Source organism: Thalassospira sp. MBR-102, assembly GCF_040549275.1.
Taxonomy (GTDB): domain Bacteria; phylum Pseudomonadota; class Alphaproteobacteria; order Rhodospirillales; family Thalassospiraceae; genus Thalassospira; species Thalassospira xiamenensis.
Genome location: NZ_JBEPTC010000005.1, coordinates 63,234 through 82,817 on the forward strand (window position 1 = coordinate 63,234; position 19,584 = coordinate 82,817).

Sequence of the window (19,584 nt, forward strand, 5' to 3'; positions counted from 1 at the left end):
AACTTGAACTGGCCGGGTTATCCCGGCCTTTTCTTTTTCGCATGAGGTTATCCGTATGACTGCCCGATCCGATTTGATTGCATCCCCGCGTCCCGTCCAACCCATCGCCCCGGTTGCCCCGTATGTCGGCGGCAAACGCCTTCTGGCCAAAACAGTGATCGAACGCATCGAAGCCACCCCGCATAAAATCTATGCCGAACCGTTCGTTGGCATGGGCGGAATATTCCTGCGCCGCAGATCCGCTCCACGCCATGAAGTGATCAACGATATATCGCGGGATGTGTATGGCCTGTTTCGAGTGCTTCAGGAGCATTACAGCTATTTCGTGGATTACCTGAAATTCCAGCTGGCAAGCCGTGCTGAGTTTGAGCGCCTTCAGGAAGTCGCCCCCGACACCCTGACCGACATTCAACGCGCCGCCCGGTTTCTTTATTTGCAACGCACCGCCTTTGGCGGGAAAGTCCGGGGCCGCAGTTTTGGTGTGAATACAGACAAACCATCGCGGTTTGATCTGACACGGCTGGTACCGATGCTTGATGATCTTCATGAGCGGTTGGCCGGGGTGGTGATTGAATGCCTGCCCTATGCCGATTTCATCGCCCGCTATGACAAGCCCGATACCCTGTTTTACCTTGATCCGCCCTATTGGGGATCGGAAGACTATTATGGCAAGGAAGTCTTCACGCGGGCGGATTTCGAAAGGCTGGCCGGGATCCTGTCAACCATCAAGGGCCGCTTTATCCTGTCATTGAATGACACAGCCGGAGTCCGGGAAACCTTTGGCGCGTTCTCGATCGAGGCGGTGAAAACCCGATACAGCCTGAACGGATCAAAGCCGAAGGAGACTGGCGAAGTCATCATCACCAATGGCTATCCAACCACAACCTGATTGACCAATTTCATGCCAGGCGCAAAGCTGGGGGCCTTCGACTGGAATGCCTCCCTGATGCACCGAGAAGGCCCGCGTTTTCCATCAAACGCGGGCCTTTTTCTTTAGATTTTGTCTATCAAAGCAATCAGGGTCTCTAAAAGCCCCGTCAGTGCCACGACAAGATCAGTTAAATGCTTGAACATTATAACTTCTCCTTACCGCAGACAGACTTTTTCCTACGACTGAAGGAGGGGCTGAATGTTGACAAGCAACGTTCAAAGGGCGATAGTCACTTTGCAAAGAGGACTATCCAACCTTGACCCCGGTCTGAGGTTTCGCAAGGCACCCCACATGGGGTGCCTTCGTCGTTTATGACTGGAACCCTCGCCCGATCCCTGAAATCTGTCAAGCGCTTTCATACGCCGAAATCCACAATATATTGTGGATATACAACGACTTAATGCAAAAAAATTTATTGAATGGGCGGTACTGAATTGAAAGAACTCACTTTTCAAAATTAATTTTTTATAGGCTTGACGTTCTCTTTACGTTCTCAGATTTCTATGATCGGGACAGGGCCAAAGGTTGGCCCAATGGAAAATCAGCTTTTCGACTTACCCATCTTCAGGATCTGGTCACAGAAGGAGTATGCGGCACTTGGATGCCGCTGCGCTTGCGGACGGCGAAATGCCGTCATGCTTTGGCAGGATATCTGCAAGCGGCATCTGGGCCAGAATTCCCCCCGCGAGATACGAAAAAGGCTGCGCTGCAGCAAATGCGGCGCCCCCCCTGTTGATGTCGTTCTAGTTACTTATGATCAAGTTTCGGAGTGGCTGAAACGAAATACAAAACCCAATATGTCCCCGTAAAAGTTGTGTTACTCTTACCGGTAGAAGATCGCGGATCAATTTTGGGGAGGCAAAGCAGATGCGATTTCGGAAATCATTCAAGATAGCTCCGGGCATTAGAGTAAATGTTGGAAGTAAACAATCATCCCTCAGCATTGGCGGAAAAGGTTTCACAACCAACTTCAGTAAAAGAGGTACTCGAACAACGGTCGGGATTCCCGGATCCGGTTTAAGCCATACATTTTCACACTCAAATTCACCAAAAGGAAAACCACGAACGCCTAAACCGATGGGTATTTTACCTCCGAAAAAACGGTGGGAAATGTGGAGGATGATCGGATACTTCTTTTTGATCATATTTTTGGTCGGTTTTGCCAGTTCGCTATTTGGAAACTAAGCCTCTTTGATCTTCCCCATATAGTCCTTAAACGAAATCACCTTTTCACCAACCATGTCATTCAGTCCCTCAAGGGCTGCCATGATTGGCCGGATTTCGTTGTTGTGGAAGACTTCGGCGGCGTCCTGAATGCTACCGAAGCCACCGGCATTGACCGGCACGATGCCAAGCAATTGCGGCGGGACGCGGTGCGCGGCAAGGATATCGTCGCGGGTGACATTTTTCATGGATGAAAATTCGTCCTTGGCGGCGACTTCGGACAGCGGGATGACCTGAATGCCTTCCTTTTTGCCGTTCGGCGCGTAATAGAACAGGTTGCGGAAATTGCCCGGTCCCTTGGCGTTTTTAAGTGCCTCGCGCATGGCATCGACGTCTTCGGAGTTGGCGGCGGCATCATTCACATACAGGATGAACCCGGCATGACTGCCGTTCTGATAATACTTGCGGCGAAACAGGGTCGCGGCCTCGTTCAGCCAAGCCGATTGCAAAGCCGCCGTATAGGTAGGCAAACCATAGATTTCCTGATTGATGTCCGGTTCCTGAAGATGGGCTATCGCGCCTTCTTCAAATTCATGTTCCCTGCCATCAATCAGCATGCTGAACCGGTTATCCTTTTTCACCCGCGTCCAGCGGGCAAGCGCGGTTGTCAACCCGATCAAATTGCCCAGACGCGACCGGCGCTGCTCGGCAAACAGATTGCCAAAAACAAGAAAATCGGTCGTAAGGCGGGTGAATTCCTGCCGGGTTAAAAACCGGGACGGGATATAGTGCGTTGCCAGCTGATTGACCTTGAAGCGGATCGCGCTTTCATGGTGCGGATTGGACGGCAGAGACTTGGCCAGCCCGTCAAAGCTGATCGGTGGTTCATAGAAGGATCCGTTATAGGCGGAATGGAAGTAGCTGGCGACATTGCGCTTATCAAGCACCGGCTCCGGGTCGCCAAACGTGAATGCCTCTGCCTTGGGTGCCGGTTTCGTGGTGCGCTTTTTTGACTGCGCCATATCAGAAAATCTCCAGAATGGATTTGCGCTGGCTGTCTGCGCCAACGGCAACGCCTGTTTCGTTAAAATCAAGGAAGTCGATGCGATCAATCGCATGCATGATCGACCAGGCCACATCGGCATGGCCGGTTTCTTTGGATCGCGATGCGGCAAAGGTCATCTGGCCGCCCGATGCGGTGCTGGTTTTACGGATCGACATGAAGGCCATGCAGACATCGATCCAGCCATAGTCGAATTGCAGCATGCCCTTGCTGATCAGGTGCTTTGCCTTCAGGACAAGGCGGGTTTTCACTTCTGCCGAATATTTTATGGCAACCGCAGCCGGGAAGAACGCCTGGACAAGCTGGAACACACCGCTGCCGATCTGGGTCGCATCGATGCCGATATGCTGAACATTGTAGCGCAATGTCAGTCGCCGAATGACTTCGGCCTGTGCCGCCCAATCCGATCCGGTGGCATTGATCTTTTCGACAACGCGGTATTTGCCGTTGCTGGTCTGGGGCGGGGCGATGACGGTGATGGATGCGTGATCGCCGGTTTCGGACGGATCATAACCGATCCAGACCGGCAGGCTGCCAAGCGGTCGGTCGGCAAAGGGCGCAAAGTCGCCTTCCCATTCTTCCCATGCATCGCACATGCATTTGCGCAATTCATCGAACAGGAAGTAACTGGCGGTGTCATCGACCCAGCCGCACATGAACAGGTTCGTAAAGTCCTGATCGTTGTATTCGCGTTTCAACTGTTCGATATCAAACAGGTCGCAACCGGATTCCTCAGCATCGATGATCGTGACAATCTGACGCCACTGCCCGTCCGGCCCGACAGACCCGTTTTTCAAGGCATCATGCGAAACATCGAAGTCGGCGCGGTCGGCTTTGGCCCTGCCCTTGTTGTAGGATTCCCCAGACCAGAAGGCGTGCGCATCGTGATTGATGGTCGACGGGGTCGAGAAATATGTTTTGCGCCATTTCTTGTGCGTGGCCATGGCCGACGCGACCTTGCGGAATTCAAGGAATTTGCTGATCCACGCGTATTCATCAAGGTACACATGCCCATGATAGGACTGGGCTGTTTTGCTGTTGGTGCCTAGGAAGTAAAGCGTTGCCCCGTTCCATAGCGTGATCGGATCGCCCTTGAGTTCAACGCCCGTGATCTCGCGGACGAATTCAAGAATATACAGCTTGAAAACGTGCGCCTGCGCCTTTGAGGCAGAAAGGAAAATCTGATTATCACCGGTGGTGATCGCATCAATCAGGGCCTCGCGGGCGAAATACCACGTCGCGCCGATCTGACGGGATTTCAGGATATTGCGTTCGCGGTATTTTTTGGCTGCGCCCCAATTGATCTGATATCCGTAAAGCCCCTGTTCAAAGGCATCGACCAGCATCTGCACCTGATCTTCTGTCAGGTAATTCTTTTGCTTGCCCTTGGCCTTTTGCTTTTTGGCCTCGTTACGGTTTTCAATCTTGGGGTTAAGGTCGGCTTCCTTGCCGGTTTTGTCGTATTTCTGGATCCGCGCAGCGCGTTCCAGAAGGATACCGAGCTGATCCATTTCCCGCAGGTCGGTTTCGGATTTGTCTTCCTTGGCGATCAGACGCAAAAGCCGCACATCAATCGAGCTTTCCATCTTCACGACAAGCGGGGTGTCATCCCATTTGTCGCGCCGCTTCCATGCGTCGACCGTGCCATAGGGCACGTCAAGCCGCTTGGAGATATCGGCAACGGTGTAGGCCTGATGATAGAGGTTTCGCGCCTCAAGGCGCTTGCTTGCGTCGGTGTCTGTCATGCCTGCAGGTTACAGACGCCTTGCATAACAGCATTTGCGGGATGGTTGTTTGATGCCCGAACAACCACCGGGCATTTGATGTTTTCACCCGCTTGTCAGCAGCATTGGCGGAAATAGCGCCGATCCCCTGACCCAACAGAAGCTGAAGCGATGAAAACCAAATTCTTCCGCGTAGCGACTTCCGGCAAAACCATTGATGGCCGTGAAATCACCCCCGAACAAATCAACCAGATGGCCGCCAATTATGACCCGGCCATATACGGTGCCCGGATCAACTGCGAACACCTTATGAGCCTGCGCCCGCAGGGTGAGTTCCCGGCATATGGGGATGTTCTGGCGCTTAAGGCTGAAGACGACGGCAACGGCAACCGTGTACTGCTTGCCCAGATTGACCCGACTGATGATCTGATCAAACTAAACAAAGCCCGCCAGAAAGTTTACTGGTCAATCGAGTTGAACCCGAACTTTGCCGGAACGGGTGAGGCCTATTGCCAAGGCCTTGCGATCACCGACAACCCGGCATCACTTGGCACCGAAATCATCAAGTTCGCCACCCAGAACAAAGGTGCCCTGCCCGACAACCTGAAGTCGGAATGCGTTGAAGCGGATGTTTTCGAAGCCGAAGACGAACCGAAGCCAAAGGGCTCTGACCTGTTCGCCAAAGTCAAACAGATCCTGTCTGGCAAGGAAAAGTCCGACGACGCCAAATTCAGCCAGGTTGAACAGTCAACCCTCGCCATTGCCGAACAGGTCACCACGCTGTCCCGTGATCTTGAAGGCAAAGCCGGTACCAATACGGTCACCGAGCTTCAGGCGGAAATGACCAAGCTTACCCAAACCGTTGCCGATCTGACGGCAAAGCTGTCGAAAGAACCCGCCAACCCGGCCCGCCAGAAAAGCACCGGATCCGCGTCCGAAAACATGACCGACTGCTGATCTGCAGTCGGCCTCTTTCTTCTGCCAATAGATCGGAAATCTGATGAAAAACACCACCCGTACCCAGTTTAATGCCTATGCCGCGCATATCGCGCAGCTGAACGGCATTGATGATGCCACCGTCAAGTTCAATGTTGATCCGACCATTGAACAGACAATGGAAGAACGCATTCAGGAGAGTGCGGATTTCCTTGGTGACATCAACATCCTTCCTGTTGAGGAATTGAGTGCTGAGAAAGTCGGTCTCGGCATCGACAATCCGATTGCCAGCCGTACCGACACCACAACCAAAGACCGTGCGCCGCGTCCTGTCGGTGACATGACCGGCCAGACCTACACGGCCAAAAAGACCGATTTCGACACCTACATCACCTACCGGCAGCTTGATATCTGGGCCAAGTTCAAGGACTTCCAGACCCGCCTTCGCAACAAGGTGATCCAGCAAATTGCCCGTGACCGTCTGATGATCGGTTTCAACGGTACTTCAGCTGCAACTGAAACCGATATCGAAAACAATCCGCTTCTGCAGGACGTGAACATCGGATGGCTGCAACATATTCGCAACGATGCGTCAGAACGCGTTCTGAGCGGGATCAAGGTTGGCGCAGGTGGCGATTACAAAAACATGGATGCCGCTGTGTTTGACGCGGTCAATGAGCTGATTGATCCGTGGCATCGCGATGACAGCGCTTTGGTCGCAATCACTGGTCGCACACTTCTGTCGGACAAGTATCTTGGCCTGATCAATGACAATGACGCTCCGACCGAAAAGAATGCATTGCGCACCCTGATGGCCAACAGGACGCTTGGCAATCTTCCGGGGCTTGGCGTTCCGTTCTTCCCGACCCGTGGCGTTCTTATTACGAAACGGTCGAACCTGTCGATTTACTGGCAGGAAGGAAGCCGACGCCGCCAAATCATGGACAACCCGAAGCGTGACCGCATCGAAGACTTCAACTCGGTCAACGAGGCCTATGTTGTCGAAGATTTCGGCGCTTGCGCGTTCCTTGACGGCATCCTTCTGCCGGATGGTGAAGGGGGCTGGGCATAATGAAATCCCCTGCACGTACGCATTTTGAAAAGACCCTTGCGACCAAGCAGGCAGCCGCATCAAAAGATGCGGCTGCCATTCCCGCAGATGTTGGCATTGCTGCGAAAATGAAAGCCATGATGGCCGGTCACAAGACCATCCTGAAGGCGATCAAAAGCAAACTTGAAAAAGCCAGCGTCAAGGCCACGCTGCTGCCGGAATATGCCGCCTATGTCGAAGGCGTCATGGCATCCGGTTCCAATGCCCAGGATGATATTCTGGTCACTGTGATGTTGTGGCGTCTGGATGCCGGTGATTATGTCGGTGCGCTGGAAGTCGCGGCCTATGCGCTCGATCATGGTATGTCCATGCCGGAAAACTTCAAAAGCGACATTCCAACAACGATCCTTGATGTGATTGCGGACAACGATCCGTCTGTGGATCAGCTGCCCTTTGTTCTGGAAGCGATCGAGTTGACCAAAGATCACGACATGCCCGATGAGGTCCGCGCAAAGGCCCATAAGGCAGCGGGCAAGCTGCTTGCCGATACCGACCCGGCTGCCGCACTTTCGCACCTGAAGATCGCACAGGAGTTCAACCCCAATTCCGGGGTCAAGACCCAGATCGGTAAACTTGAAAAACAGATTGCGGATGCCGGTAACGCACCGGCTGCCGACTAACCTGGTCCCCCCGGCGCGGCGGCGGCGCGGAGAACGGATCTAGGATTTATCCGATGGTCCCGACTTTCGCCGTCGCCCGCCTCCTTTCTTTTTGGGGCAAGACGACATGAGCAGCTTTATCCCGTCAAACAACCCGGATGCGCAAAGTGCCCTGATCAACAATGACGGGTTCTATCCTGACATTGAACTTGATGAAGTTCGCGACCGCACCGGCCTTAGTGATGTTTTCTCAAATGCCCGCGTTGTCGCGGCCACACGGGACGCGATGATTGAGATCAATAGATCCCTTGGCGCGTGGCGGGCGACACAGACGGTTGAGGATCTGGCATCGGTGCCAGCGGCTTCTTACGGCGAAACAAGCGAAAAGACCCACCTGTATCTGACCGCCGTGTGTGCCCGCGTTCGGTCTGTGCTGGTCGATACCACACGGGATTACGACAGCAGCAAGTCGGGGCATGATCGCGCAGATGCGCTTGAACAAACCGCCGACCGCTGGCTGCAGATTTCCAATGAAGCTTTATCGCGCCTGATGGATCGCCCACGCACCAATGTGGAACTGATCTGATGGAAGTTGTCCGCGCCCAGCAAAAAGACACAGTCGATCTGCTGGCATACCGGCATTACGGGGACACAGACATGGTCGAGGCCATCTTGGAAGCCAATCCCGGCTTGGCCAAATACGGAACGCATCTGCCGCACGGTCTGCAGGTGAAATTGCCAGAACGTAAAGTCACCCCGTCGCGGGGCGTAAACCTGTGGGACTGAAGATGGATAGAACAACGCTGACCAACTATGCCGCCACCGGGGCCGGGTTTCTGGCAGGACTTACCGCAAACGAGCTGGTTGCGATTTTCTCGATCGTTATCGCGCTTGGGACGTTTTTCCTGAACTGGATTTACAAACACAAGCATTATCGGCTGGCCCAGAAGGCGGCGAACCTCAATCCACAAGGGAAAATCTGATGGAAAATGTCATCGTCGCATCATTTGGAATGAAGCTGTTTCTGGCGGTTATCGCATTCCTGTGCATGCGCGTTTCGCTTTGGATGGTTAACCGGGCGCTTGGTTTCGACCTTGGCCAATGGCTGGAGAAAGCAAATGATCAGGCTATTTCTGATTTTCATGGCCGGGTGTATCTGGGTGTCTGCATCATGTTTGGCCTCATCCTTTCCTGATCAGTACGACCGCGATTTTCGTAGTGCGTCCGGGCGATACATGCCCGGTCTTGATTGGCGTCTGTTGAAGGCACAATGCTGGCAGGAATCCCGGTTTAACGACAGGGCTGTCTCGCCAGTTGGTGCGATGGGGCTTTGCCAGTTTATGCCGGGAACATGGATGCAGATTTCCGGGCAACTGAATATGCCCGCAAACGCATCGGCATTTGCCCCTGAATTGTCGATCGAGGCCGCGGCTTACTACATGGCAAAGCTTCGGTCGCAATGGTCTGCACCCCGCCCGGAATACGACCGGCATAGCCTTGCCCTTGCCAGCTATAATGCTGGTCTAGGCAACCTGCTGACCGCGCAAACGCTGTGTGGAGGTGCCAATCTGTATCCCCGCATTGTCACCTGCCTGCCCGATGTAACGGGTCGCCATAGTCGCGAAACAATCAGCTATGTCGACCATATCTGGCGGTTCTGGAAACTGATGTTGTTGGGGGATTGATCATGCCGGGTCTTGGTACTCTGAAAGTCGTCGGTGCCTTGGTTGGTATCGCCCTGATTGCTGCCCTTGGCTTTACAGCGATGCGCCTGCAAACCGTTAATGCACGACTTGAAACCGCGCAGTCCAAGGTTGCAAACCTTCAGAAGACCAACGCGGAAAATGCCCTTGAAATTGCTGAATTCAAACGCATTCAGAAAAACACAGAAGCGACAATTCGGGCCGAGCAGGATCGTCGCAAAGATATTCAAAACCAGTTAGCCAACCTTCGATCGAGGATTGACGATGCACCGCATGATGGTTGTGTCGGCCCTGCTGTACATGCCGTTATTGACGGCCTGCGCGTCCAGTCAGCCGATCACAAAGATTGAAACAGTCAGGACAGTCGTGCCCGCCGCTTTGACCCGTTGCAAAGAGCGGCCACCGATGCCCGAACCGCCCGTAACCGATCAGAAGGTTGGCCGCCTGATTGTCGATCTGATCGATGCGCATGATGACTGTTATGGCAAGAACCAGCGCATCCGCGAATTGCAGGATATCGACCATGAAAAAGCTGACTGATGCCCGCAAATTCATACTGGCTTCGGGACTTGGTGTTAAAGCCAAGGATCTGCTGACATTTGCGGAAAAAGGCACGGTCGTCTCCTATCCCGGCGATGATCATCATAATCAGAATTTCCAGATCAACTATGTCGCGCATCTGATCCTGACGGATTTTGCCGGTGAGCCGCAGGACCTGTTGTTCATCATGACGCGATGGGTCACCGAAAATTGCCCGGATCACACCAGCGAACCCCTGCAATTCCATGTTGATATCATCAGCACCAAGGCTGCAGACGTGTCGATCAAGATCGAATTGCGGGAAACCGTTGCCGTCGAACCAGTGGACGGGGGCACGAACCTTGCACATCAGCCGGACGCGGACATGCGTGATATCGACATGAGCACGATTTTCCCCGGGTTGTCATAATGGCCCGAACAGAGATCAAAGGGTTCGCGGAATTCGACGCATGGATCGATCACGCCATCCGGGCATTGTCTCCTGCCGGCCGCAAAAAATTATTGCGAGATGTGGCGCGGGAAGTGCGCCGACGCAATCAGCAGCGCATCACCCGGCAAACGGATCCCGATGGCAATAAATGGCAACCGCGAAAACCTGACCGGGAAGGTAACATTCGCGGCGCAAAAAAAATGATGCTGGGATTCCGCAAGGCACGCAGGATGTTGATCAATGTCACCCCGTCTTCAGCGTCGGTTGGCTTCCGGGGAAAGACGGCCTCGATCGCATCGGTGCATCATTACGGCGCGTCTGACTATGTTGAAAAGGGCGGTCCACGGATCAAATATCCCGAACGTCCATTACTTGGCGTTTCGTCGGAGGATCTTCGGATGATCCGGCGCAAGCTGATCGACGCCATTGCCAACGGCAACTAGACAAATGTGGTTGTTTGCCTTTCATGCAACCAGCAGCCCCATGACCACATAAACCACGTGTGATCATCATCGGCGCATGTCAGAACACATCGCCGAAATCCTTCGCATGATCCAGAACATGATTGCCATCGGCACAATTGTTGCCGTCGATCATGCCAATGCACGTGTCAAGGTATCCATCAACAACCGACCACCCAGCCGGTGGCTTCCGGTGCCAGGCATGGTTGCGCAAAACTTTCGCGGAACCAATCATCTGCGCATTGGCACTCAGGTCATGGTGGGATCACCCTCCGGTGATCCGGCCAATGGTGTGATCCTTCAGGTTTTCTATTCTGACAGCCTGCCCACCGTATCAACCGACGGCGCGGTTGATACGGTGCAATGGAACGATGGCACCACCGTCACCTACAACACCGGCAGCAAACGACTGAAACTTCACAGTAGCGGTGATTTGGTAGTGTCGGCGGCTGGTGCCATCGGCATCCAGTGTGATGGTGATTTGTGGCTTAACGCCAATCACATCCACGCGCAGGAAGGGGGACTTTGATGCCAGCTGTCACCCTTAAAGGACATTCATGCACCGGTCACGGGTGCTGGCCGCCCCGTCCATCGAGTGAAGGTGAACCAAAATTCACTGTTGGCGGCATTCCGGTTCATTGTGAAGGTCATGCATGGGCGGCCCATACCTGCCCGGCCATTCCCGAAACGCATTCATCCGTTCTGTCATCCGGCGCACCGCGCTTTACGGTCGGGGGCAAGCAGCTTGGCCGGGTTGGCGATCCTGTCGCTTGTGGATCATCCGTGGCACAGGGCGATGACAGTTTCACGGTGGGGGATTGATCCATGAACCACGGCATGTCCCGCAGGAATGGCGCAAAACTGACCAAGCGCGAACATATCGGCCAATCGGTCGAAGACATCCTGAATACTCCGGTCGGCACGCGCATCAAGCGCCGCCAATACGGTTCACATGTCTTCGATCTGGTTGACAGTCCAGGCAACGCGACCGGTGCGCTTCAGATGATTGCGGCGACTGCTGATGCGATCGAGCGATGGGAACCGCGACTGAGCCTAAAAAACGCATCGGTTTCTGTATCCGCGAACGGACAGGCACAGGTTTCGATTTCCGGGCACATCAAGGATGACGGCGAAGCTGTGGCTTATGCCGTTAAGGTCGGGGGTAAATCATGACCAGCCGCTTTGACGCCATTGATCTTGGTGCGGTTCCTGTACCCGACATCATTGAAACACTGGATTTCGAGACGATCCTTGCCGAACGAAAGGCAGAGGCTCAAGCCGCATTTGAGGCAGCCGGAATCCTGCCCGATTGGAACCCCGATCTGGAATCCGATCCTATCGTCAAGTTGCTAGAGCAATCCGCCTATCGCGAGGTGGTTCTGCGCCAGCGCGTTAATGATGCCGCGCGCGCAGTTATGCTTGCCCACGCAAAGGGCAAGGATCTGGAAAATATCGGGGCTCGTTATCATGTTGTCCGCCAGACCATCGAACCGGGCGACGCAACCGCCGTGCCCCCGGTCGAACCGGTCATGGAAAGCGACCCTGCGTTTCTCACTCGCATCTTACTGGCATTCGAGGCCCTGAGCGTTGCCGGGCCGATTGGCGCTTACAAATTCCATGCCCGTTCCGCGCACCCACTGGTGCTTGACGTTGACGTGGTAAGCCCAGAACCCGGCCATGTGGTTGTTACGGTTATGGCCGCCACCGAAAGTGGCATCCCGTCCGAAGAGGTGCTTGATGCCGTCCGCAATGCCTTATCGCATGACGATGTATGTCCTTTGACGGATATGATCACGGTACAGGCTGCGTCGGCTATCAATTATGATCTTAAAGTCGTTCTGGAAGTCTATGGCGGCCCTGACAAGGATGTAATCCGCACGGCATCGGAAACCGGTTTGAATGCCTTCCTCGCACAGCAGCGGCGTCTGGGCGAGCCAGTGACGATTGATGGTGTTCACAAGGCTGCGCGTGTTGACGGTGTGCGCAAAGCCACTGCCTATCGGTCGGATGGCGAAACAGTGTTCTCCGATATCGTGCCAACCAATAGCCAGTTTCCCAACAGTACCGGTATTTCAGTCGAGGTGGCGGAATGACATCCATTTTGCCCCCGAACGCGACACCAATCGAACGTGCGATCGAGAAAACCGAGGAACACATCGACAGCCTTGATGTCCAGATCGACACTCTTTGGGATCCGTGGCGGTGTCCGGTCAAGTTTCTGCCATGGCTGGCTTGGGCTTATTCTGTCGATACATGGGATCCGGATTGGGCCGAGGATATCAAGCGGCGCGTTATTGACCAGAGCTTTGCCGTTCACCAGCGCAAAGGCACACGCGGTGCCATTCGTCGCGCCCTGGAGGCAATGGATCTTGATCTGATCAGGATCGTGCAATGGCACGAAGAAAACCCCCGACAGACCCCTTATACATTCCGGGTCGAAGTCGGCACGATTTCACGCGGATTGTCTGAAAAAGAACGCAGCCAGATCCTGTCCACGATTGAAGCCACGAAAAACGTTCGAAGTCACATGAACGATCTGCGCATTTACCTGCAGCAGATATCAAGGACACCCGTTCTCGCCGCTGCGCTGACCACGGGCGAGATCACCACGATTTACCCCTATGCGATCACTGACCGCGCCGTGCAGACCGCCAGACCGTTTCTGGCGGCCGGCATCTATGGTGCCGAGATCGCAACGGTTTATCCCCAAGGAAACCCGGCATGAGCGATTATTATACGATCTTCACCAAAATCGGCGTCGCCAAGATGACCAACGCGCTGGCGCTTGGACAGTCCGTTATTCTGACCCATTTTGCCGTGGGCGATGGCGGCGAGGAAGGCGACTATAACCCGATTGATACCCAAACTTCATTGCGGGGGGAGACTTACCGGGCACAGCTCAATGCCATCAATATTGATCCTGAAAACCCGTCATGGCTGGTGACCGAAGCCGTCATCCCCGCCAATCAGGGCGGATGGTATGTGCGCGAGGCCGGATTGTTTGACCAAGACGGCGACATGATTGCGGTTGCCCGATATCCCGAAACCTTCAAGCCCGTTCTGGAATCCGGCGTTGGCAAGGATCTGTATCTGCGGATGATCCTTGAACACAGCAATACCGAACTGGTGACACTTAAGATCGACCCGGCCATTGTTCTTTCTACCCGCCAGTATGTGGACAACAGCATCGCAGATCATGATGCAGATCCGAATGCACATGGCGACATGCTGGAAGTACACAACGGCGATAGCCAAGCCCACCCGGACTTCCTGCGCCGCAACCGGACCGACACCCTAACGGTAGGCTTCTGGACCACGCCCGTCCCTGCGACATTCGAAGCTGGCAACCTTGTCCTTGATGCAGACGCCGGAAACCGCTGGGCAGCAACCGTGACCGGGCCGGTAACAATCACCCCGCCGACCATGACCAACCCCGCCGACCCCCAAGGCCCGCGCATGAAGCCTGCCGGTGGATCGGCGCGGCTGGAACTGACGATGGATGTTGTTGGTAATCATGGCATCGCATGGGGGTCGGAATTCCGCGTCAATCACGGCCAGATCGATACCGATCCCGAAACCGTCAACCTGATCCATATGGAATTTTCCGGTGCGGTGATCGACGTGCATATCACCCAGCGCGCGGGGGTCTGATCCATGTCCATTCTCTTTGACAATCCGCCTCCGGCCATAGGCTGCGGTGATCCCGGCGATCCGATTGATTTCGCGTGTCTTTATGCAGGTGCACAATATTTCCATCGCACGCCTACTGTGACCGGCAATCGGCGTCTGGTCTGTTTCTCTGAGTGGGTAAAGAAAACCGATATTGGCCAAGGCGGGATGATTTTTGGCTATACCAGCGCCGCCAGTCAGAATTCCAACTTCCTGAACGCCGTAAGTCTTTCTACAGGTGAATTGCAGGTGTCTCTTGGCACCGGGTTGACAGTGCAGGGAACGGTTAAAACAAAGTCAAAATATCGGGATGTCGCCAGTCATTCCCACCGGCATATCGTATTGGACTTGGACAACCCGATTGCATCGGAACGAATTCAGATCACAATTGATGGTATTCGTCAGCCTGTCGATATTCTGACTGCTGTTGCTTCAGTCGATCTTTGGGCCAACGTCGCCGGAATTCCATTCTTTGTCGGCGTGAACAGTGGCTTCGGTTCCGCAAACCTGTACCGCAATGAGATCGCCTCCGAAACCGCTTGGTTTGACGGTTTTGCACCGGCTGCAACCGAGTTTGGTTATTTCAATGCTTATGGCGACTGGATGCATAAAGCGTTCAGTGGCAAGGGTGAAGGCGCTGCTGTTTACGGTGTGAACGGCTTCCATCTTGATTACGCAGACCTGCTGGACATTGGAAAAGACGTGTCGGGGAATGGTAATCATTTGTCCGCTTTTGGTCTGACGGCCGATAATCAGGTTACAGACACACCGACCAATAATTTCGCGACCCTCAACCCGCTTTCCAAAACGACTTACGCAGGCTTGACTGATGGCAATCTTACGCTCACGCCGACGGCAGTCGCACAAGATGCGATTGTCGGCGTCACGCAGTTGCCACGACATGACATCTATTTTGAATGCGAAGTCAGCCAACTGGTTGCAACCAGCTACGGTATTCTGGTGGCCTTGGACAATAGTGACGGCCCTGTCTATGGTTATCGTGGTCTTTATGGGAACATAGACGGCTGGGCGAAGCAGATTGACGGTTCGGCGACCTTGCTTTCGGGCGTTCCGGCGGCTTGCGATGTTATTCGGATAGCCTACAAATACTCTACCGGCGAAGTTTGGTTTGGTGTGAATGGTGGTTGGTTTGAAGGTGACCCGGAGGCCGGAACCGGCGCCAGTGCCACCGGCATTCCCTCAGACGTCATTTTGAAGCTTTATACCTACACCAACGGTGGCGCTGTTCAGCTACGGTTGAATTTTGGACAAAGGGCGTTCGATGCACCAATTCCAAAAGGCTTTGGTACTCATTCAGCCGCCGCGATGTCTTGCCCGGAAATCCTGAACCCGGATGACTACGTTACAGCACGCATTCGCACCGCTGGCGACGGCGTGAATGACTTGCCGTTTAACCCAATCACGAATGGCGCTGTTGTTATCTCTCATCGGCTGGACATCGCAACTGGGTGGCGGGTCAATGACAGTGTTACCGGCACAGTGTGGGAGACGAATACGGCCAATGCGGAGCTGGTCGAACCTGATGGCCTCACCTTCACCGACGACGGCTATGATATCGGTGCAAATGCCGCATATCAGGGCACGCGGATTGATTACATCTTTCGCCGCAGCCCAAAGGCCGGTTTCGATATCGTGCCAATCAGTCATGTCAATGGCACACCGACCACCGTTCCGCACAAGGCTGGTGGGATCATTGACTTTGCCCTTTACTTCCCATGTGCCGGTGGCAATCGCCGCCTTTTCCACAAGGCTCTAGGCAGCAATGCCTATATCCGGCTGAACAATAACGCGGGGTCTGATCCCGCCGCGATCAGCGAAACCGGTTGTTTCCAGTCAACCGCCAACACTTTGACGCTGGGTTCAAACACACCCACCGGCGATGGCGTATTGTTGGTCTGGCGTTCTGTTCCGGGCCTTTCGGCCTTTGAAAAATACGTTGGGAAAAACTCCGTTGACGGCGCTTTTGTGCCCTTTGATTTCAGCCCGCGACTTTGCATGTTCCGTCTGATGGGGGCGGCGGAAAAGGGATTGCTTGTGATCGACGCTGACCGCGACGAAGGAAATCCGGTTCGCGCCGCCCACGTTATGTCTACTTCGGAAGCCGAAACAGTGACTGCGGGTGACGGTTTCGACATGAACAGCAACGGCCTGAAGTTCCGCGCAATCGGTAGCGATTACAGCGGCCTTGGAAACGATCACATCATCTGTGCGTGGGCGCAAACCCCCGGCAAATTCGCGCGTGCGCGATAAAAAGGAGACAGACCATGACAGCGCTTTTTGCGATTTGTGACCAGAATTGGAACCTGACCGAAGCGGTCAAAAGCCCCAAAGGGATAAAGGCGGTAACCGGCAAGCAGTTCGGCGACGCCACGCAATGGACGGTCGAGGAATTGCGGGCGAACTTCGTGCTGGTGATCGATCAGGGCGTCATCCCAGATCGGGAATGGCAGACGGTGATCGGCAATCCGACCGTCGTGATTGATGGTGATCCAGAAGCCCCGGAAACGATGACCGCCACACTGCAATATTCGACCCAGCCGATCAGCCTGAATGCCGCCAAGGCCAAGCTGGAAAGCAAGGTCAAGGATTACAAATTCCGGCGAATGTCTGGCGGTATCACGTTTGACGTTGGTGGCACGGCCTATGTCGTGCAGACCGACGAAAGAAGCCTTGCGCTTCTGGATCGCATCACGGAACGGGCCAAGGCGAACCAGCTTGAAAACGGCCAGATCGTGCGCATGGCGGATAATTCAAGCCCGCTTTTGACGCAACAGCAGATCATTGATCTGGACCTTGCTGTTAGCGCGATGCTGTGTGACTGCACAGACGCGCAGACCGAACGTGAATACGCGATTGATGCACTGCCTGATGATCTTCAGGCGCATATCGATTTTGACTGCACTGCCGGTTTCCCGGCGTTTCCTGAAGCCACAACGGAGTAACCTGAATGGCAACCGATTATCATCATGGTGTGCGTGTCATCGAGGTGTCGGAAGGCACCCGCCCGATCCGCACGATCGAGACTGCCGTTATCGGTCTGGTCTGTACCGGGGAAACGGCGGATGCCGAATTCTTCCCGGCAAACCGGCCTGTACTGGTAACCGATATCAATGACGGGATCAGCGCGGCTGGTACGGATGGGACCCTGCCCTATGCGCTTGATGCCATCAAGGATCATGGGAATCCCCTGACCGTTATTGTCCGTGTGCCTGAAGGCGCGGACGAGGCGGAAACAACGACCAACCTGATCGGTGGTGTCGTAAACGGCAAGAAAACCGGCATGCAGGCCCTGACAGCGGCAAAGCCGTTGCTTGGTGTCCAGCCGCGCATTCTGGGTGTGCCGGGACTTGATAATGCGAACGTGACGGCAGAACTGGTTTCGATCGCGCAGCTAACACGGTCGTTTGCATATGCGTCCTGTTGGGATTGCGAGGATATCACCGACGCCACGGCATACCGTGACGGATTTGGTGCGCGTGAATTGATGCTGCTCTATCCCGACTTCGTCAATTGGGACACCGTCAACAGCACGGAACGAACCGCTTCTGCTGTTGCCCGCGCCCTTGGTCTGCGTGCCCAGATTGACGAGGATATCGGTTGGCACAAGACGCTTTCCAACGTGCCCGTCAATGGCGTGTCGGGCATTAGCAAGGACGTGTATTGGGATCTGCAGAACCCGGCGACCGATGCCGGTGTTTTGAACGCTGCCGATGTCACCACGCTGATCAACAACAAGGGTTATCGTTTCTGGGGGTCGCGGACGTGTAGCGCGGATCCGCTGTTTGCTTTCGAGAACTATACCCGCACAGCACAGGTTCTGGCCGATACGATGGCCGAAGCCCATTTCTGGGCGATTGACAAACCGATGCATCCGACCCTGGCACGCGACATCATTGATGGGGTGAATGCCAAGATGCGCGATCTGGTGGCCAATGGCTATCTGATCGGCGGTGAGGCATGGTTCGACGCGGCCAAGAACAGTAAGGAAAACCTGAAATCCGGCAAGCTGATGATCAGCTATGACTACACACCGGTGCCGCCGCTGGAAAACCTGATGTTCGAACAGAAAATCACCGACGACTATCTGGTCGATTTTGCGGCAATGGTTGCCGCAGCCTGATCGAACCATAACCGCAGCAACAATTAAGGAGCTGGCATAATGCTGCCCATGATTATCAAGAACTGGAATGCCTTCATTGATGGTGTCGGCTATGTCGGCATTGCCGAGGAAGTCGTAACCCCGGTGCTGGAACGCGTGACGGAATCCTATCGTGCGGCTGGTATGCTGGGCGAGATCGAACTCGACCTTGGTGTCGAGGCCATGAAGCTTGAAATGACGTTGGCCCAATTTGACAAAAACGTCCTTCAGCAGTTTGGCATTCGTGATGCGTCCGGTGTCGGTGTCCGTCTGATGGCGGCGGGAAAAGCCGACAGTGCGGACAGCAACGTCGATGCGATCGAGATTTCCGTACGCGGTCGCTGGAAAAAGATCGACCCCGGCACATTGAAGGCGGGCGACCTTGCCAAAATGAAGGTCGAAATGCCGCTGACCTACTTCAAATACACGCTGAACGGAAACGTCCTGGTCGAGATCGACATGATCACCGGACTTGAAAAGGTCAATGGCGTGGATCTGTCTGCTGCCCTGCGCCAAGCGTTGGGAATGGCAACCTGATCTGACAACCCGATCAAGAGGCAGCGCCGGGGGGCACAAACTGCTTTATCTTGAAAGGGACCACCATGACCAAGAAAACCAATGACGTTGCCGCCGTAACCGAAGCCAGCAAAAAAGACAGCTTTGATCGCGTTCTGGCCAAGCCGCTGCCATATGGTTCGGACAACACACTGGATAAACTTAATATCCGCCGCCCGATGAGCGGTGAACTGCGCGGTGTCAAACTGATCCAGCTTTCTGAGATGGACACCAATGTCCTGTTCACCCTGCTGCCCCGTATCACCAGCCCGGCGATTACAGAAGCCCATGTTCAGCAGCTTGATCCAATCGATGCCGTGATGATCATGCAGGATATCAGCATAAATTTTTTCTCGACGTAACCATCCCCGACGATCTGATGATGGCGTGGGGCATCATCATGAAGGCCTTTCCGGGATCCTTTCCGCCGAAGGTCTTCAACGCCATGTCGCTGGAAGAACTGACCGAAACCTATGAATTGGCGGTCCAATTCCTTCAGATCGAGGCCGATGCCCAACGTGCTGCCACGAAATCCTGAT

The 19,584-nt window shown here is 54.5% G+C and carries 28 protein-coding genes; 26 read left to right on the top strand and 2 right to left on the bottom strand.

Features of this window, described 5'->3' with window-relative positions; translation table 11 throughout:
* The first annotated feature begins 55 nt into the window (after positions 1-55).
* Entirely contained in the window at positions 56-889 is an 834-nt protein-coding gene (locus ABIE64_RS10730) for a DNA adenine methylase (protein WP_354377420.1), read from the top strand.
* Positions 890-1,798: 909 nt separating this feature from the next.
* Positions 1,799-2,116: a DUF4236 domain-containing protein gene (locus tag ABIE64_RS10735; protein ID WP_354377421.1), complete on the top strand. Its 318-nt coding sequence runs from the start codon at positions 1,799-1,801 to the stop codon at positions 2,114-2,116.
* Here the strand turns inward: ABIE64_RS10735 and ABIE64_RS10740 are convergent.
* Positions 2,113-3,117: a phage portal protein gene (locus ABIE64_RS10740; protein WP_354377422.1), complete on the bottom strand. Its 1,005-nt coding sequence runs from the start codon at positions 3,115-3,117 to the stop codon at positions 2,113-2,115. The genes ABIE64_RS10735 and ABIE64_RS10740 overlap by 4 nt on opposite strands.
* A gap of 1 nt (position 3,118) precedes the next feature.
* Positions 3,119-4,903 carry a terminase large subunit domain-containing protein gene (locus tag ABIE64_RS10745; RefSeq protein ID WP_354377423.1) on the bottom strand — a complete coding sequence of 595 codons (1,785 nt, stop codon included), beginning with the start codon at positions 4,901-4,903 and terminating at the stop codon, positions 3,119-3,121.
* Positions 4,904-5,053: 150 nt separating this feature from the next.
* On the opposite strand from ABIE64_RS10745, the gene ABIE64_RS10750 reads away from it, so the two are divergent.
* From ABIE64_RS10750 to ABIE64_RS10865, 24 genes are all read left to right on the top strand, one after another.
* On the top strand, positions 5,054-5,839 hold the full coding sequence (locus ABIE64_RS10750; RefSeq protein WP_354377424.1) for a GPO family capsid scaffolding protein: 786 nt from the start codon (positions 5,054-5,056) through the stop codon (positions 5,837-5,839).
* A 43-nt stretch (positions 5,840-5,882) separates the two neighbouring features.
* On the top strand, positions 5,883-6,890 hold the full coding sequence (locus ABIE64_RS10755; protein ID WP_354377425.1) for a phage major capsid protein, P2 family: 1,008 nt from the start codon (positions 5,883-5,885) through the stop codon (positions 6,888-6,890).
* Positions 6,890-7,549 carry a phage terminase small subunit gene (gene gpM, locus ABIE64_RS10760; protein WP_354377426.1) on the top strand — a complete coding sequence of 220 codons (660 nt, stop codon included), beginning with the start codon at positions 6,890-6,892 and terminating at the stop codon, positions 7,547-7,549. Before ABIE64_RS10755 ends, gpM begins: the two co-directional genes overlap by 1 nt.
* A gap of 106 nt (positions 7,550-7,655) precedes the next feature.
* Entirely contained in the window at positions 7,656-8,114 is a 459-nt protein-coding gene (locus ABIE64_RS10765) for a head completion/stabilization protein (protein ID WP_354377427.1), read from the top strand.
* Positions 8,114-8,314 (top strand): tail protein X, encoded by a 201-nt coding sequence (locus ABIE64_RS10770; RefSeq protein ID WP_114109722.1) that lies wholly within the window; start codon positions 8,114-8,116, stop codon positions 8,312-8,314. Before ABIE64_RS10765 ends, ABIE64_RS10770 begins: the two co-directional genes overlap by 1 nt.
* A 2-nt stretch (positions 8,315-8,316) precedes the next feature.
* A complete protein-coding gene (locus ABIE64_RS10775; RefSeq protein WP_114109721.1) occupies positions 8,317-8,511 on the top strand; it encodes an HP1 family phage holin in 195 nt (64 codons plus the stop codon).
* The gene (locus ABIE64_RS10780) at positions 8,511-8,723 is read left to right on the top strand and encodes a hypothetical protein (protein WP_114109720.1); all 213 of its coding nucleotides are present in this window, start codon (positions 8,511-8,513) and stop codon (positions 8,721-8,723) included. Before ABIE64_RS10775 ends, ABIE64_RS10780 begins: the two co-directional genes overlap by 1 nt.
* Positions 8,724-8,763: 40 nt before the next feature.
* Positions 8,764-9,213 carry a transglycosylase SLT domain-containing protein gene (locus tag ABIE64_RS10785; RefSeq protein ID WP_354377428.1) on the top strand — a complete coding sequence of 150 codons (450 nt, stop codon included), beginning with the start codon at positions 8,764-8,766 and terminating at the stop codon, positions 9,211-9,213.
* Positions 9,214-9,215: 2 nt separating this feature from the next.
* Entirely contained in the window at positions 9,216-9,581 is a 366-nt protein-coding gene (locus tag ABIE64_RS10790) for a PilN family protein (protein WP_354377429.1), read from the top strand.
* Positions 9,532-9,771 carry an Rz1-like lysis system protein LysC gene (gene lysC, locus ABIE64_RS22660; protein ID WP_503012849.1) on the top strand — a complete coding sequence of 80 codons (240 nt, stop codon included), beginning with the start codon at positions 9,532-9,534 and terminating at the stop codon, positions 9,769-9,771. Before ABIE64_RS10790 ends, lysC begins: the two co-directional genes overlap by 50 nt.
* Positions 9,755-10,180, top strand: coding sequence for a phage tail protein (locus ABIE64_RS10800; protein WP_354377431.1), 426 nt, complete (start codon positions 9,755-9,757; stop codon positions 10,178-10,180). Before lysC ends, ABIE64_RS10800 begins: the two co-directional genes overlap by 17 nt.
* Positions 10,180-10,644: a phage virion morphogenesis protein gene (locus ABIE64_RS10805; RefSeq protein ID WP_354377432.1), complete on the top strand. Its 465-nt coding sequence runs from the start codon at positions 10,180-10,182 to the stop codon at positions 10,642-10,644. The genes ABIE64_RS10800 and ABIE64_RS10805 overlap by 1 nt, the downstream gene beginning before the upstream one ends.
* 76 nt (positions 10,645-10,720) lie before the next feature.
* Positions 10,721-11,191: a phage baseplate assembly protein V gene (locus ABIE64_RS10810; protein ID WP_354377433.1), complete on the top strand. Its 471-nt coding sequence runs from the start codon at positions 10,721-10,723 to the stop codon at positions 11,189-11,191.
* Positions 11,191-11,484 (top strand): PAAR domain-containing protein, encoded by a 294-nt coding sequence (locus ABIE64_RS10815; RefSeq protein WP_354377434.1) that lies wholly within the window; start codon positions 11,191-11,193, stop codon positions 11,482-11,484. Before ABIE64_RS10810 ends, ABIE64_RS10815 begins: the two co-directional genes overlap by 1 nt.
* Positions 11,485-11,487: 3 nt before the next feature.
* Positions 11,488-11,835 carry a GPW/gp25 family protein gene (locus ABIE64_RS10820; protein WP_354377435.1) on the top strand — a complete coding sequence of 116 codons (348 nt, stop codon included), beginning with the start codon at positions 11,488-11,490 and terminating at the stop codon, positions 11,833-11,835.
* Entirely contained in the window at positions 11,832-12,755 is a 924-nt protein-coding gene (locus tag ABIE64_RS10825; RefSeq protein WP_354377436.1) for a baseplate assembly protein, read from the top strand. The genes ABIE64_RS10820 and ABIE64_RS10825 overlap by 4 nt, the downstream gene beginning before the upstream one ends.
* Positions 12,752-13,387, top strand: coding sequence for a phage tail protein I (locus ABIE64_RS10830; RefSeq protein ID WP_354377437.1), 636 nt, complete (start codon positions 12,752-12,754; stop codon positions 13,385-13,387). Before ABIE64_RS10825 ends, ABIE64_RS10830 begins: the two co-directional genes overlap by 4 nt.
* Positions 13,384-14,313 (top strand): phage tail protein, encoded by a 930-nt coding sequence (locus tag ABIE64_RS10835; RefSeq protein ID WP_354377438.1) that lies wholly within the window; start codon positions 13,384-13,386, stop codon positions 14,311-14,313. Before ABIE64_RS10830 ends, ABIE64_RS10835 begins: the two co-directional genes overlap by 4 nt.
* 3 nt (positions 14,314-14,316) lie before the next feature.
* Positions 14,317-16,602: a DUF7483 domain-containing protein gene (locus ABIE64_RS10840; protein ID WP_354377439.1), complete on the top strand. Its 2,286-nt coding sequence runs from the start codon at positions 14,317-14,319 to the stop codon at positions 16,600-16,602.
* A 14-nt stretch (positions 16,603-16,616) separates the two neighbouring features.
* Positions 16,617-17,294 (top strand): DUF4376 domain-containing protein, encoded by a 678-nt coding sequence (locus ABIE64_RS10845; RefSeq protein ID WP_354377440.1) that lies wholly within the window; start codon positions 16,617-16,619, stop codon positions 17,292-17,294.
* 5 nt (positions 17,295-17,299) lie between these two features.
* Complete coding sequence (locus tag ABIE64_RS10850) at positions 17,300-18,472, top strand: phage tail sheath protein (RefSeq protein ID WP_354377441.1); 1,173 nt, start codon at positions 17,300-17,302, stop codon at positions 18,470-18,472.
* A 39-nt stretch (positions 18,473-18,511) separates the two neighbouring features.
* A complete protein-coding gene (locus tag ABIE64_RS10855; protein ID WP_354377442.1) occupies positions 18,512-19,027 on the top strand; it encodes a phage major tail tube protein in 516 nt (171 codons plus the stop codon).
* Between the two features lie 65 nt (positions 19,028-19,092).
* Positions 19,093-19,407 carry a phage tail assembly protein gene (locus ABIE64_RS10860; protein WP_354377443.1) on the top strand — a complete coding sequence of 105 codons (315 nt, stop codon included), beginning with the start codon at positions 19,093-19,095 and terminating at the stop codon, positions 19,405-19,407.
* Between the two features lie 38 nt (positions 19,408-19,445).
* Positions 19,446-19,583 (top strand): hypothetical protein, encoded by a 138-nt coding sequence (locus ABIE64_RS10865; protein WP_354377444.1) that lies wholly within the window; start codon positions 19,446-19,448, stop codon positions 19,581-19,583.
* Position 19,584 lies beyond the last annotated feature (1 nt).